This window comes from Candidatus Woesearchaeota archaeon (assembly GCA_016187565.1).
GTDB lineage: Archaea > Nanobdellota > Nanobdellia > Woesearchaeales > JACPJR01 > JACPJR01.
In genome coordinates, this window is record JACPJR010000016.1 from 1 (window position 1) to 15404 (window position 15404).

The 15404-nt window shown below is 40.5% G+C and carries 12 protein-coding genes; 7 read left to right on the forward strand and 5 right to left on the reverse strand.

The window, feature by feature from the left end; translation table 11 throughout:
- Positions 1-15 precede the first annotated feature (15 nt).
- The 4 genes from HYW21_05480 to HYW21_05495 form a co-directional block, all read right to left on the reverse strand.
- Entirely contained in the window at positions 16-1686 is a 1671-nt protein-coding gene (locus tag HYW21_05480; protein ID MBI2548774.1) for a T9SS type A sorting domain-containing protein, read from the reverse strand.
- Positions 1687-1911 carry a hypothetical protein gene (locus HYW21_05485; protein ID MBI2548775.1) on the reverse strand — a complete coding sequence of 75 codons (225 nt, stop codon included), beginning with the start codon at positions 1909-1911 and terminating at the stop codon, positions 1687-1689. It lies immediately after the preceding gene.
- A 32-nt stretch (positions 1912-1943) separates the two neighbouring features.
- A complete protein-coding gene (locus HYW21_05490; GenBank protein ID MBI2548776.1) occupies positions 1944-2336 on the reverse strand; it encodes a hypothetical protein in 393 nt (130 codons plus the stop codon).
- Positions 2337-2449: 113 nt separating this feature from the next.
- Entirely contained in the window at positions 2450-3886 is a 1437-nt protein-coding gene (locus HYW21_05495) for a right-handed parallel beta-helix repeat-containing protein (GenBank protein ID MBI2548777.1), read from the reverse strand.
- A 232-nt stretch (positions 3887-4118) separates the two neighbouring features.
- Here HYW21_05495 and HYW21_05500 point away from each other — a divergent pair, with 232 nt between their 5' ends.
- The 7 genes from HYW21_05500 (at position 4119) to HYW21_05530 (ending at position 14597) form a co-directional block, all read left to right on the forward strand.
- Complete coding sequence (locus HYW21_05500) at positions 4119-7637, forward strand: PGF-pre-PGF domain-containing protein (protein ID MBI2548778.1); 3519 nt, start codon at positions 4119-4121, stop codon at positions 7635-7637.
- Positions 7621-8817 (forward strand): DUF4046 domain-containing protein, encoded by a 1197-nt coding sequence (locus HYW21_05505; protein ID MBI2548779.1) that lies wholly within the window; start codon positions 7621-7623, stop codon positions 8815-8817. The genes HYW21_05500 and HYW21_05505 overlap by 17 nt, the downstream gene beginning before the upstream one ends.
- A 45-nt stretch (positions 8818-8862) precedes the next feature.
- Positions 8863-9183: a TrbC/VirB2 family protein gene (locus tag HYW21_05510; protein MBI2548780.1), complete on the forward strand. Its 321-nt coding sequence runs from the start codon at positions 8863-8865 to the stop codon at positions 9181-9183.
- Positions 9183-10544 (forward strand): hypothetical protein, encoded by a 1362-nt coding sequence (locus HYW21_05515; protein ID MBI2548781.1) that lies wholly within the window; start codon positions 9183-9185, stop codon positions 10542-10544. The genes HYW21_05510 and HYW21_05515 overlap by 1 nt, the downstream gene beginning before the upstream one ends.
- Positions 10537-11370, forward strand: coding sequence for a hypothetical protein (locus HYW21_05520; protein MBI2548782.1), 834 nt, complete (start codon positions 10537-10539; stop codon positions 11368-11370). The genes HYW21_05515 and HYW21_05520 overlap by 8 nt, the downstream gene beginning before the upstream one ends.
- Position 11371: 1 nt before the next feature.
- A complete protein-coding gene (locus HYW21_05525; GenBank protein MBI2548783.1) occupies positions 11372-14347 on the forward strand; it encodes a DUF87 domain-containing protein in 2976 nt (991 codons plus the stop codon).
- 70 nt (positions 14348-14417) lie between these two features.
- Complete coding sequence (locus HYW21_05530) at positions 14418-14597, forward strand: hypothetical protein (GenBank protein MBI2548784.1); 180 nt, start codon at positions 14418-14420, stop codon at positions 14595-14597.
- Between the two features lie 132 nt (positions 14598-14729).
- Here HYW21_05530 and HYW21_05535 read toward each other — a convergent pair whose 3' ends face one another.
- Positions 14730-15269, reverse strand: coding sequence for a hypothetical protein (locus HYW21_05535; protein MBI2548785.1), 540 nt, complete (start codon positions 15267-15269; stop codon positions 14730-14732).
- Positions 15270-15404 lie beyond the last annotated feature (135 nt).

Below are 15404 nucleotides of genomic sequence, written 5' to 3' on the forward strand. Positions count from 1 at the left end.
AGGTTTAACGTAAGACTATTTCGTTACCATCATCTTCCTCGTTGCTGTACCTTCTGGCGTTTGTAAGCTATAGACATACACTCCTGAAGGAACTCCTTGTGCATTCCAGGTGACAGCATGCTTTCCAGGTGAAAGAACACCCTCTTGAAGTATTTGAAGGATTCTTCCTGAAAGGTCATACACACCAACACGGCCACGCATCTCGTAGGGTACTTCAAAGAGGATGGTTGTTCTTGGGTTGAAGGGATTTGGAGCATTCTGACTGAGATACAGTCTTCCTTCTAATGAAGGTCCATTCCCTCCATGAATGCCAACCATAGGATCATCGCTAGGAACATACCCATACTCTCCGGTGTGATGCCGATCGTGCATAAACATTGGCCATGGCTGCATTGCAGAATCAGAATTCCATGTGTTTGATCCTAGATCCCAACAATAAAAGTTACCATCCCATGATCCAACCATCAGTTCGGTGTGACCATCATTATCAATATCTCCTACTGCCGGGGAAGATCCAATCTCTCTCCCTGTGGGGATGGGAAATTCTGGTGAAAGATACGAACCATCGTCATTAAACGCATGGACATAACCATCTATTGAGCCAATAGCAATATCTAATCTTCCGTCGTTATTTAAATCAGCAATAGCAGGTGAATTCGAAATTTGTGTGCCAAGAAGTTTTGGCCATGCAGGATTTAAGTAAGACCCATCCAACTTGAGAATATGGAGTTGCCCATTATCATAGGAAGCAATTACCATTTCTAAAGTCCCATTCTTATCAAAATCTGCCAATGCAGCAGGTGAACCTCGCATTGAGCTTCCTAATGGTTTTGGCCATGCTGGGCTATAATTCTCACCGGTTTTTCCATTAAGGACATAGAGTAAACTATCGCTAGAACCAATGATTACTTCTAAACTTCCATTGCCATCGAGATCTCCAATAGAGGGTGATGATTCTACTGACCCTCCGGTTATTCTCTGCCAAAGAGGGGTTCCATCATGATTAAACGCATAAATGGTTTTACTTGGATTTGATCCAAGAACAATCTCCATTTGACCATCGTTATCGATATCTGCAGTCGCAGGAGTTGTAGCTAAGACATTGTTTTCGCCAGTATTTACTGGCCAGCCAGGTAAATCAGTCCCATCGTGTTTTTTGATATAGAGTTTACCGTCATAGGAGTTGAAGATGTTTTCCAATTGGCCATCTCCATCTAAATTTCGAAGTGAAGGTGATCCAATAACCCAATCTTTGGTATTATACGGTGTACCAGGCATATTTGCACCATCCAGTGAAAAGGCATAGACTTTAGTATCATCGGATCCTGCAGTTATTTCTACCTCACCAGCACGATCAATATTCCCTATAGCAGGAGATGTTCCAACCCTATCTCCCGCATATTTTGGTTCAGTAACGAACTCTCCTCTAGAATTAACTACATACATACCACCATTCCAAGAGCCAAATGCAATGAGAGACTCTCCGTTCGGTTGTTGGTATAGGGTTGGTGAGGATTCTATTGGTTCGCCAGTATTGATGGGAAATCCCGGTTGCGTAGTGATCACAAGTGCCTGAGCTGGTTGGGCATTAAAGCCAGAAGAGAGTGCCAGAAAAGGCAATGCCCGGGAAATAGTTCTCAATGGTCCTGAACTCATAATGTTTTGATACACTTGTTGCATGTCCATTTATTTCACCTCCACGGTGATCTTTTTAGGTGATCTGGGATAATGACCGTCTCGAGGATTTGGGGGTAAATCAGGATCCGTTACAATCTGATTTCTATTATTATCATACCATATTTCGACATTATACACATAGCTTCCTTTCTGTGCTGTTACGGGTGGTTGCACGCCGATGAGAAATACATGTTTCTCGATTTGCTTAATCTTTACGTCTTGATTGAGCTCCACAGAACTTACCCAGCTCATGGCTTGGTCTGGAGCTATATTGATCGGCGTCCTATTTTCGGTGTAGCTTCTTTAAACTCGAGGTTCAATTCAAACATATCCATACTGCTCAGCACATTCATCACACCAACACTGAAAAGAGCGAGTTCTCCTGGTGCAACCTCTTGTGTATCAATAGGTACGGAAACTCGATTCGTATCCGTCAATAGTTGTTCGGTCTGTCGTTCCATTCGTGCCTGGATTGCCTCAACGCTTTCCTTACTACTCCCAAGCATCTTACTTACAGCAACAAAGGCAAATCCTAGAATGGCTATCATCAGAATCAGCAACACAAGATAAGTTACCGAGAGCTCAATACCTTTTTTATTGCATACACATCGCTGAGAAAAAGAACGTTCGCTGCCTTTATTTGTTTGTATAGGCTTCACAAATAGTTGATTAATGTGAAGAATCTATAAAAACCTTTCTATTTTTTGTTACTTAGTTGGGGTAAGAAGGATTTTCGAAGAAGAAATTAAAGAAACAAAAAGAAAAAATAAACCTAAGACACGCTGATAATCTTCACTGCGTCAGCTGCAACAATACCACCCGTACTGGGGAAGATCGCTACTCCTTGTAATTCTGAATCATCAAAGGTATATCTTCCTAAGTAAATCCATTGATCTCCTGGCGTGCTCTGATCAACATATTTGGTTGTTAGACCGTACTTGTGTTTGATCATGTACTTTGCTGCCGTACTCATCTGTGGGCTCCATGGATGATCGAATTTCCAAGCATAGACATCATACCGGCTGAGTAAACTGTGGACTTCCCAATAGACATAACTACTACTGCCACTTGCCGTATGGTACCATGTATTGCCATCAATCGCATCAGGGTAATTAATGCTCTGCCAGCCTGCGGTAATGACCATGTCATCACTCGGAACAATACCAGTAACTTCTGCTAATGGCCCATATCCCATGCCATTCAGTAAAGCAGCACCGCCATTAAACCACCCTCCTTGGTTGTCAAGGACTTCACTGCAATCTGGCTTGATGCAATCTCCCTCGCACGTAGGCGTAATGTTGAAATCCCAAGTGTTCTGGATACCCTGGTAACAGTATAAATTATAATTAATATCAAGCCCATTGTTCTGGTTATGGATGGTGTTGCCCCACATCACATTGTTTTGTGAATTATCCATATAGAGACCCCATCCTTCAAGAACTTCATCACCAACAGTTCGAGAACTTGAATTAACAGAGTTGCCCGTAATGCTGTTTAAATCTCCTCGGGTAATAATCACTGCAAGGAAATTATCCTCAAAGGTATTATTCGTTACTTCGTTATATTCTGATCCCCCCACATATCCACCGAGTTCGATGGCTGTCCAGAAACCCGTAAACGTATTGTTAATATATCTGTTGTAGAGCGATTGGTCAGTATTAGAAATGGCCATGCCGAGACCACCAGCGTTTCCTACAAAGACATTATTTCTGACGGTATTTGAATCAGAATGAACGTTGAGCCCAATCGTTTCAGTACTTACCGTAAACCTATTCCCCTCAAAGGTGTTCGAAGGTCCATTTAAGCCTACTTCTGCATTGAATACATTGTTTCTTACCAAATTGTTGGCTGAGCCAGCTATCAATTCAAAGACGTTTTGTAAGGTGTTGCCTTCAACAATGCTATTATTAACACCTTCTAAGAAGAGGTTACTGTAGCCAAAATTCCTAATAGCACAATTCTTAATACTAATCCCTGATTTGCTATTTGCGTAAATTCCATCCAAATATCCATTTCCATTAATTGTATATCCCTGACAATCTAAGGTAATATCATTAGCACCGATAGTTATACACGGTGATCTATCAGCAGTAATATTTCCTATAAGAACACTATTGTCGTAGATGGTTCGACAACCGGTGACTTCGACACCATAAACATTAACCACACTCACTAAGAGAACTAGCATTAATAGCCATAGTTTTTTCATTCTTCCACCCCTCAGCGATATTTACTACTGTCTTAAGACGAATTAGTATATAAATCTGTCGGTTTTTTCCTGTTCCGTATTTTCTTCAATGCTAAATCGAAAGGTTAATATAGTTCTGTCATTGGGGAATAGAAAGTAACAAAAGGGGAAGATGATTATAGAACACCGACGGTTAGGGAGAAGAGGGGGGACAAAATGGTTGATATTTTCTTTGATAGTTATGATATTGTCTATGCTCTATTTTTTCGAGTATAATAACAAGGCACTGTGGAATCCTACGATTACCGGTCATGTTGTTGACCAACCATCTATTGATGTTTTACAAGCAAATCTTGAAACGACCTTACAAAACGACGTCCACAGTACGAATATAGAGATAAAGAGTATTTCACAAAATTTAGACGGTTTATACGAGTTGAACGTGAGCTTTGTTTCCTCGCTCAATGAAGAGCAGGGCTTTATTACCTTTCATGGATTAAATGACCCATCGAAGATTGCCAGCATAGAGAGCGGACACTACGGAAGATTCAGTAGTGATATTGTCTTTGTTAATGTCGGTGATGCTACCTTCACGAGTGCCACAATAAGATTACCAACCTATGCACCAACAACCAAGCTATTGAAATGTGAAAATTTCTATTGGAACAGCCAAGCCTTTAATTGTTCTCAATGGCAGAATGTCAGTATTCCATTTCAGGAAGTCGAGGGAGGGATTCTGTTCAATGTGTCGTCCTTCTCAGGATATGTAGGTACTAGCTATACCTATGATAATTTTGAAGCGAGTTTTACAAATTATTGTAATGATCCTCCCAGTTCAATATGGAGTGGTTCCATCTGTTCGACTGGCGCAGGGAGTTTCAACATTATTCAAGATGTAAATTTTGCATTTCTTGACAAGAAATATGGCAATGTGAGCAAGTCAAATTCGGAGAATAGCTCCTTAATCAATGTGTTTGTTTATGACAGTTCGCTCAAGACTTTTGTGTATGAATCCGTGTTGAATGCTCGTGTGTATGTAAATGTACAATCATTGAACATAGGAACAGGGAACAATATGTGGAAGTTCCTTGATTTTGGTGATAGCAATGCAGATTCTCAGGCATTTTTGTATTTTGACGAGAATGAGAGTTTAGGATGTGGGTATTATGCTGGTTCTGGTACCGGGACATTAACGGCATGTCCGAATCAGGTTCTTCAAAATCTAACGCTAGGACAGTGGTCTGCTGTGGAACTCCACTACAACAAAACAGGAAGATTACAATGTTGGCTTAATTCATCTTTGTTTTGTAATGCCTCTAGCCTTTCGGTGAATAATGAAGCTATCCGTTACTGGACATTGGGAGTAAGTAAAGGTTCAACGAATAATGCGACGGGTACATTATTGTTTGACGAATATCGTGCAGCAGCAAGTGATATAGGCGCGTACCCCTCAATAAGCAATATAACGGTAAGCAACCTATCAGTTTACGACGACCAGAATTTTTCTTTATGGGCATTGATAAGTGATCCGGATGCAGGTGATAGTATTCAGACAGCGTATGTCAACAAAAGCAGTAGCGAGTTGTTTCTCTTTCCAGAGTTGTCTCCTGAAAGTCGTGCAGGCACCTTGACCTTGCAGGCTGGCAATAATTATTCGCTGATAGTAAACGAGTCTTTGTATGACAAAAACCCTAGTTCTTCCTCCTTTACTCTCAACCTCTTTATTTTCGCCAATGACTCAGTGGGACAGGTGCAGAAAGGGACAGCAAGTATAACGGTTCTTGATGGCAACCCAACGGTTTCACTTGACACTCCGCCAGCTCTATGGAGCAATACCGGGAATATGACCCTAAACTGTAGTGCAACTGATCCGAGTAACAATCTCTATAATATCTCTTTATACACGAACCAGAGTGGCGTAGCTGCTATTAACCAAACGCAGAACATCAGTGGGAATGCATCGTCAGTCTCGTTTAATCTGACGAATCTTGGTGAAGGCGTGTACGGATGGAACTGTGAAGCTTATGATACTGAATCGTTGGATGGCGATGCAGCCAATAGTGATACGGGAGATGTTAATAAAACCTTTACCGTGGACATGACCTCACCGGGAAGCATTACCAACCTGACGAACGAAAGTGCGAGTTTAAATTGGATTAAGTGGAACTGGAGCAATCCAACAAACGACGACTTTAACCATACTGAAGTGTGGCTGAACAATAGCTGGCTGGCAAATGTGAGTTCTCCTACGAACAATTATGTTGCTACGGGTTTAACCAATACGACAAATTACACGGTGAGCATCCGAACCGTGGATCATGCCGGGAATGTCAACACGACGTTTGTGAATAATACGGTTAGTACCAATGCCGAGCCAGATACGACACCACCAAGTACGATAACTGATCTGACGAATGTTTCAGTAACTGATTCGAGCATTACGTGGAACTGGACTAACCCGAATGAAAGTGACTACAATCATGTTGAGCTTTACGTAAATGGCAGCTTTGTGGCAAACGTGAGTTACACGATGCACAACTACACCGGTACTGGATTACAGAACAACACGAACTACATGTTAAGCACACGAACCGTTGATCATAGCGGCAACATCAACACCACATGGATCAACCATACTGTTGCAACCGCCATCGATACGACTGCACCGGGAACCATTAGCAACTTACTGGTTATCAACCGAGATTCGAGCTGGTTACAATGGAACTGGAGCAATGCGAATGGTGATTATAACCACAGTTTAGTGTACCTTAATGGCAGTTATGTCAGTGCTGTGTATGCACCGGATCATCAGTACACAGCGTCTAACTTATTAGCAAACAGCGTCTATATGTTGAGCCTGTTGAGCGTGGATCATTACGGCAATGTTAATACAACCTGGATAAATAACAGTGCGCAGACTAATGCGAGTTACTGTGGTGATGTCCGTTGTGACACCGGAGAAAGTTGTTCTTCGTGTCCAGTAGATTGTGGTGAATGTCCGGTGGGAGAGCAGGTTGGTGGTAATGCACCTGTTGTTACGATCGTGCAAACCGAACCAAAGGTTTCGAGAGCGTGGGATAAACTCGATCCAAATGCTGAAATAACCTGGAGGATCTATGATAACACTATTGCAATTAAAGAGTTGTCGTTCACCACTAAAAAGGCAATGGAACACCCAGAGATCAGCATAACCACGTATGCCAATAGGCCGGTAGGGTTGTATGAAAGTGTTTCAGGCTTGTTGTATTATTATCTACAGGTGCAGACCAAGAACATGGACAGCAGTTCGTTGAAAGATCTTAGCTTTCAGGTTGCTGTTGAGAAGGCATGGCTGGATGCTAACCAGTTAGCTGCTGCTGATGTTGTTGTCTATCGTTATACCAGTGATTGGGTAGCTCTGCCCACCAGCAAGAAGGATGAGAATTCTTTGGTGGTTACCTATACCGCTGAAACACCAGGCTTCAGCTACTTTGCGATTGCCGGTAAGAAACCAGAGCCCATCGTCATACCACCAGAGGAAGAGGAACCAGCGCCTGTTATCGAGGTACTGCCACCGGTGCACGACGTTCCACCGAAAGAACCAGAAATTGAGCGTCCATTGGTTGTGCCGAGTAATACGAGTGAACCTCGACCAGAGCCATGGAGATTTATCATACCTGAGGGGGATCTCTTGATGCTCCTTGGGTTTACGGCCTTACTCATTGTGTTCAGTGGTGTTAAGTACCTAAGGCAAAAGAAAAAAAAGGTGTTGACCAATGACCAGACCCTTTAATTTCCCAAAAGAAAAACAACAATGTGTATGCTGTGGAAGGAAAAGCACAGGTAAAAACAAGCAACGTCTCGCTGTTTGTGAGTTTCATAACCAAACAATAAAGAAGTACTCTCGGTACGAAGTGATTAAAATCTATGAAAAGGTTTTGGCTGGCTATCGGAAAAGATTCCCTGTATCCTTTTGGAAGTTTGATGGGAAACGCCATGCCAGAATATTGATTCGATATTTGATTGAAGAGAAATTACGATTAAAAAAAAGAGAACAAATTCCTTTGCGGCTTACTTACGATTTGCTTCGAGAATATAAGTTACTTAGCATATATTTAACTTGTTTTCAGTCATTGTATACCCTTTTGGATAATGCCTATCCAGGACGATTTAAGCCATGGGAATTCGAAGTGACTACGCGAGGATTTTGGCGAGGAAAAGAAGGTCGAGAGCATGCCAAAGCAGCTCTCCGTTGGTTCGTTGAAAAGAGGTTAAAGATCCCCCTTCATGAAGTTCCGTTACACATCAATATTAAAACACTCACTGCACACGGTTTAAGCGGGTTGTTAGGCCGCACCACCCCGTATCAGTCACAATGGGAGCTTGTTAATGACACGTACCCTGGTCTTTTTAAGCCATGGGATTTTAAAGTCATCAAAAGAAGCTATTGGCAGGGAGAACAAGGGAAACGTCATATACGCGAAGCAACAAAATGGCTGATTGAAGAGAAATTAAAGATCCCTCTAGATCAAATACCCACAACCATAACCGTATACCATTTCAAAAAACACCGGTTAAATGGGGCACTTTCTGTTTGTGGTAATTCTCCTGCCGCAGTTATAGAGAATGCCTACCCTGGTCTTTTTAAGCCGTGGGATTTTAAAGTCATCAAAAGAGGCTATTGGCAAGGAGAACAAGGAAAACGTCATGCAGGGGAAGCAACACGATGGCTGATTGAAGAAAAATTAAAGATCCCTCTAGATCAAATACCCACAACCATAACAACATACACGTTCTATGACCAGCGGTTAACGGGGGTACTCTCCGCTTGTCGTCGTTCTATCTATGGAGTTATTAACAATGCGTATCCTGGTAGATTTAAACCTGAGGACTTTGCCAGAAAAAGGAACGAAAAAGGACAAATTATAGTTAAAGCCAGTTCTCCTGTGTGCACAAGAGTCGTACAATCTTAATAAACCCCTAGCGTAACTTCTTTAGACATAGCGGGGTGAAGTATCATGAAATGGCAGATAGTTGTATTGGCATTACTTGTACTCATGCCATCTGTTTTCGCTTATGGGTTTAATGACACCATCAGCGATGAGGATAAAGCAACATTCGATGAGATATTAGTTCCGGTAATGAAAATCTACGATTTTGTGAAGTATAGTGCAACGGTCATTGCGGTCGTGGTCTTACTGTTTGCAGGAGTGAAATTTATGATGCATGGCAATGATCCGCGGCAGCGAGATGATGCAAAGCATATGGCAATGTATGTCGTTATCGGATTAGTCATTATCTGGGGAGCTCCCCTGATCGTTGAATATATAATCGCATGATGAAACCATGGATATACCTTGTAACTATAGTACTGTTCAGTATCCAGGGTATTGCAGTCGATTGTTCATGGTTTCTAGATCAAACCGATTGCAATGCAATCTTAGCGAGTAATCTGACTGATGATGAAAAAGAACTTGCCGTTGTTAATTTGTTATATACGGATTATTATGTGGCCAATCATACTTTTATTCAGAACTGGAATACCGGGTTAGATATCACTGAACCACCTGAGAACGTGATGGTAGCTAATAGCACGTTCATTGCAAACGCTTGGATGACATTGCTAACCATAATGCCTTCTATGCGCATTGAAGACAACCCCCACATCCGATCTTCTGCTACTATCATGGCAGGATATGGTTATGAGGTGATCGTCCCGGAAAACTATCAGGCTCGAGCATATCCTGAAACGAACAATGGTGACTGTCAACGTTCATACAGACTACAAAAAAACTCATCAGTATTTTCCGTGAGCGATGGTCAAAAAGAACTGGGTAATAACCGATCCGTTACTACAAATTTTTCCAAGAACACCACGCTGTATGCGAACTATACCATTACCACACAGATATCGGTTGACCATTATCAGTGGAAATTGGAATGTTGTCGAGAACTTAATTACGAATGTGTTGAAGAATGCTGGCAATGTCGGCATAATACACATGAAGATCTGGTAGATAGTATCGTCCTCAACGATTCACTAGTTGTTGTTTATGATGATGATCCTGAAATTACAGAATTTACGTTAATCAACCAGTACCGTGATACCAATATCGGTATCTTCAACAACAGGAACAGCAACATCCACATCGAATCAGGCAATGCATCCTATGCTAGCTATAAACAGTTCTATTCGTTGGATTATGATTCTAAACCCTATTATGTGTTGCAACTTGTTGCAGATCCTATCAACGAAACTCAGGTAAGAAATGTTTATACCTCTCAGGATGTTCTGATCTTTGCCCGAGATCCTGATTGTCAGATAACCTATAGTACACATTTTTTGACCAAAAATGCGTCCTGTCTGCTTAACTTCTCACAAATAACCATAGGCATAGACACCAATAAGTTTCAGTATGCGATCAACGAATCAATCTATGTTACCCTACTGCCCGCAAACACACCGATGACCGTATCCTATGGAAACATTACAGTAGAAGCTGAAAACGCTACGGTATTTCGTGCAAATCCATTAGCAACGAGGATTACTGCACAACACGGTTACCTGAAAACAGCAACCATCATTGCCATTACCAACCCAGAAAATTGGGAACTGGTTGCTGATGTATCAGTCTTTTCAGCACTGCACTATGTTCTTTTCCTCGTACTTCGTAAATATTGGGGTGGTTTCTTTGGCTGATTGTGGCTTGGCTAATTTAGGTGCTTGTCTGCCTGAGAAATTCTTTGAGTACATTCTCTCGCTCATCAATGCACCACTGCAATGGTTGCTTGATCTTATCCGATCGTTGCTGACTGAACCTGTTGATATTTACTTGTTTGGTTATTTCTGGGCTATTGTGATTTATATCCTATCACTCTTTTATGGGCTCCTGTTAACGTACAGCGGGTTTCGATTCATGTTTTCAGGTCATGATGTAATTATGCGAGAGAATGCAAAATCATGGCTCAAAAACATCATTATCATGATGGTACTTGTCCAGGCATCTTTTTTCCTTTATGAGTTGGTCATTGAAGTAGGTGCAGCACTCACGGCAGGAATCATGACCTTAATACCAAATGATTTCTTTCTGTTAACCGCAGACAGTTTCATTAATTTCACGCTTGAACTCGTGTTTGGATTAATCTATCTCATCGTATTACTCATCACGTTACTTGTATTGGTCATGCGTTATCTCTTTGTAGGCATAGGAGTTATCTTTTTTCCTATCGGTCTTTTTCTGCTGTTTATCCCGCCATTACAGGGATATGGCAAAGGTATTCTGCATCTTTGTGGAACGTTTATTTTTATGACCTTTTTCCAGACCATTATTTTACTCGCAGCTTCATTAGTCGTCGAAGTACCCTTTTTTGAACATATCAAAATATTGGTCATGATTTGTGCTTTTTTGCTCGTCAATATACTCGTGGTTTTTCTCATGATGATCAGTATCGGTAAAATCAATGAGTTGAGTGGCATGAATACCAGTTTGAAAGTGGTTGCAAGTCGTTTAGTACGACTGAGTTAACATGTCATATGAAATACCATCGCAATTAGCGTACCAGGAAAAGATCATCTTTGATCTTACCTTTGAACAATTAGTCTATGCAGGAATCTTTCTGCCCCTTGTCGTCATCATCCTGTTTAAAACAGCGTGGCCAGAATTCCTGCGATGGATGGTAAGTACCATTGTTATGATTCTCGGCATTTGTTTTATGTTTTTTGATTTGAAACACTGGCTCAAGAACTGGTACGAATATCTTAAGTTACGAAAAGTCGATACCAACAGCGAACGAATGATTCATTTTCTGGAAGTCAAACAGATAAAAGCACAAGTACTTACGACAAAAGAAAAGAAATTAGCATTTCTGAAAGTAGAACCACTGAATTTTGCCATACGAACGCAGGAAGAACAAGAAATGATTATCCAGCAGTTTAAGAAATTCCTGAATGCACTTGATTTTCCGATTCAGATTCTCATGGATACGGTTCCCATACGACTTGAAGATTACCTGACATCACTCGAGAAACGAGTGCCTGCAACGTATAAGGAACAGTTTCTGGAATACAAAAAACATCTGTTGACGACTATAGAAAACGATAAAATCCTGAACAGGAATTTTTATGTCATCATTCCACAAAAAGAAGATCTTGATATCCAAGTAACCTTATGCCAATCACGATTAAACGACCTCGGACTTAAAACCAGGAGATTAACAGACAACGAAATAGGATCGGTTATTTCAAAGTTCTATCGAGGAGATCCCATTACCTTTTGTCCTGACCGTATTGAAAACAATATTGATTTAGTTAAGGTTAATGAACAACTCAATCGCATCGTAGCTGCCGTCGGCTATCCACGCCTTGTTGAAGCTGGATTCTTAGATAAGATTGTCATGGCTGCTGGTGACTTTGATTTGGCATTGCACATCAATCCATTTCCCATTGAACAACTCATGGTCATGCTCAACAAGGAATTACAAAAACAGCGGGCAGATCTGTATGCTGCCCAATTACAGAATGTTATTAATCCATCACTTGAAATCCAGTATACTGATACCAGAACAACACTCGAAAACCTGCAAAAAGGATCGGAAAAATTGTTTATGGTCTCATTGTACATCAATTGTCGGGCTGATACTGCTTATCAACTCAATCTCTTGACACGCAAAGTTCAGTCTGAACTCAATAGTTTAATGATTCAGCCAAAAGTACCCTTGTTTCGTATGATTGACGGTCTTAAATCCGTTGCTCCTTTAGCCGTTGACAAACTTAAATATCAGCGTAACATTACGTCAACTGCCTTAAGCGCATTCTTTCCCTTTACGTCACCGTTTTTGCAGGTCGATACGACGGGCGTAGGCTTTGGATTAAATAAAAATAATATCCCCATCATTCGGGACATCTTTAAACTGAGTAATCCAAATGGCTGTATTTTAGCTACCTCTGGCAGCGGCAAGAGTTACATGGCAAAATTGTTTATTGCACGACATCTCTTGAATGGCACTAACGTTATCATTATTGATCCACAAAGCGAATATAAAGATCTCGTCAGGAAGTTTCATGGAGAAGTTATTGCATTGCACCGGACTTCTCAAACCATGATTAATCCGCTTGATCTCATGGGACATGATTATGCTGAAAAGCGTCTTAGTTTAATGGATTTAATGCAGGTCATGCTCGGAGAATTAACTGAACCGCAGAAAAGTTTCATTGATCGAGCATTGACCGAAACCTATGCACGAAAAGGTATAACCGATGATGCTGCCACGTGGAACAATAAACCGCCAAAACTCAGCGATCTGTTAATCGTTCTTGAACAGATGGAAAAGCTGGCAACGGTTATGGAAAAAACAACGTTGCGAAGTCTGGTTAACCGTTTAGCAATGTATGTCAGTGGCGTATTCTCATTCTGCAATCAGGATACCAATATGCAGTGTAATGATACACTGGTATGTTTTGATATCGGTGCCATGCCAAAACAGGTCAAACCAGTTATTATGTTCCTTGTCCTTGATTATGTCTACATGAAAATGAGAAAAGATATTCATCGTAAATTACTGGTGGTGGATGAAGCATGGGCATTGTTGGAAAGAAGCGAAGAGGCTTCTTATATCTTCGAAATTGTTAAAACATGTCGAAAATTTAATCTGGGGTTATTATTAATCAATCAGGAAGTTGAAGGACTCCTGACCAGTAAAGCAGGTAAAAGTGTGCTCGCTAATTCTGCCTATACCATCTTAATGCGTCAAAAACCGTCAGTCATGAAAGATATGGAACAGACCTTTGATCTCAGTAAGGCAGAAGTTAATTACTTGCTAAGCGCATCAGTCGGTCAAGGAATTCTGATCATGGAAAATGACCATTCTGAACTCAGAATCCTAGCATCGCCCATGGAACATGAGTTGATAACAACCAATGCCGATGAACGGTTACAAAAGGATCAAGGAATAATCACTGAAAACAGGAATGATGTCACCATAACCGTCGATGACGAAAAAGGCATTTACAGTCACAACAAACTGACCTTACCCGAGATCAAGTATTTGATAGCAAAGGGCTACAAGGATGTCCAGCAGTACAGCATTACTTCTCGGAAAAAGGAAAGATTTCTTTTGAAGCCAAGATTCAATGAAGGGATAAACCATTATTTCCTGACTATGGATATTTACACTTTTATCAGACAGTTTACCGATAAGGTCTGGCTCTATGAAACCATCAAACCAGACATTGTGTTTACCATTGATGACAGGCAAATCGGGATTGAAGTTGAAACAGGCAAACAGCTGGAAAAGGATAAACAAAAGGTTTTGGAGAAGGCTGCATACAACAATGAACATTATGCTGATTGGTTCTTTGTGGTGACTGATAAGAACATTGTACAAAAATATAAGCAGTTTGGCAAAACCATAGATAAACGATCTATAGGAAATTATCTCGCCAAAATATGCCAAAAATGTCCGCAGCCAATTTGCTCAAAGAAGCCGTACGGACAAGGAATTTGAGGGTTTCAGCCATTTTGGCTGTACCCCATAAAGAGCTCTTTATTACAAGAGAAGTGAGGAGGAAAAAACCATGGAAAACCAAGAAGTACAGCAGCAATTAAGACCAGTAAAGATTGAGCAGCTAAACAAGCAGCCAATCGTAGAAACGTCTTTGCAACTCAGCGAAGATAAGAAATGGATGGTTCACAAGACAACCATCACTGACATCAAACCGTTAAGTTATGTCGAGAAAGTTATGGGCTCAATTTGAGCCCTTTTTATTATATCTACTTCGTTGAATCTGTATGGTGGAAGAAGCATTCGTCTGTGGAGAGCCCATCTGTATTCGTTTTACCCTCGACTCGTTCGTTCTCATGAACACGTAAAAATAAAAGCCTTGGGTTTAGAACTTTTTACTCGCTTTGAACAAAATCATAATTCCTAGAATATAAGCTGGAATAAGTAATATAATTCCTAGTATTGATAATATTACCGTCAGAAAAGAGATCCCAACGATTATCAATAATATGCCAGCTCCTTTTGCAAGACCGCCAAATAATCCTTTTAATTTAAGAACACTAATACCAAATATTATTTCTAGGATTCCAAATAATAACAGAACAAGAATAGAAAAAAATAATCCAAATAACTCAGGGCGGTATACAGACACAATATAAAATCCATTTAAAATAAAAGCAAATATTAAAGAAATAATAGAAATGATTTTTAATAACGAATTTTTTGAATAAATCCCAAGTAACACATACCCATAAATGAAAATTAAATATGAAAAAAAGGATATTAATAATATAATTACATAATAAGTTACTAAATTTCCTGTTAATTTATTAAGGCTTTTTAAAACCTCAAAAATAATTGCAGGTACTACGGTTAAAAGAGTTATTATTCCTGCAACCGCAGAATGCTTAAGAGTTATATTCATACTGAAGTTATCGTGTTATCATATGTATATAAATGTTTCTTTGATAGGGAGTTTTCCGCCAGAAATCTCCTGCTTACGCCTAAGATTGGTAATTCCTTTTATCACTTGTTACTATATATTGCTTTCTGCCACTGG

Coding starts and splice junctions, on each gene's coding strand:
- HYW21_05480 (MBI2548774.1), bottom strand. CDS start 1,686: ATGGACATGCAACAAGTGTATCAAAACATTATGAGTTCAGGACCATTG.
- HYW21_05495 (MBI2548777.1), bottom strand. CDS start 3,886: ATGAAAAAACTATGGCTATTAATGCTAGTTCTCTTAGTGAGTGTGGTT.
- HYW21_05515 (MBI2548781.1), top strand. CDS start 9,183: ATGAAACCATGGATATACCTTGTAACTATAGTACTGTTCAGTATCCAG.
- HYW21_05510 (MBI2548780.1), top strand. CDS start 8,863: ATGAAATGGCAGATAGTTGTATTGGCATTACTTGTACTCATGCCATCT.
- HYW21_05535 (MBI2548785.1), bottom strand. CDS start 15,269: ATGAATATAACTCTTAAGCATTCTGCGGTTGCAGGAATAATAACTCTT.
- HYW21_05505 (MBI2548779.1), top strand. CDS start 7,621: ATGACCAGACCCTTTAATTTCCCAAAAGAAAAACAACAATGTGTATGC.
- HYW21_05530 (MBI2548784.1), top strand. CDS start 14,418: ATGGAAAACCAAGAAGTACAGCAGCAATTAAGACCAGTAAAGATTGAG.
- HYW21_05500 (MBI2548778.1), top strand. CDS start 4,119: ATGCTCTATTTTTTCGAGTATAATAACAAGGCACTGTGGAATCCTACG.
- HYW21_05525 (MBI2548783.1), top strand. CDS start 11,372: ATGTCATATGAAATACCATCGCAATTAGCGTACCAGGAAAAGATCATC.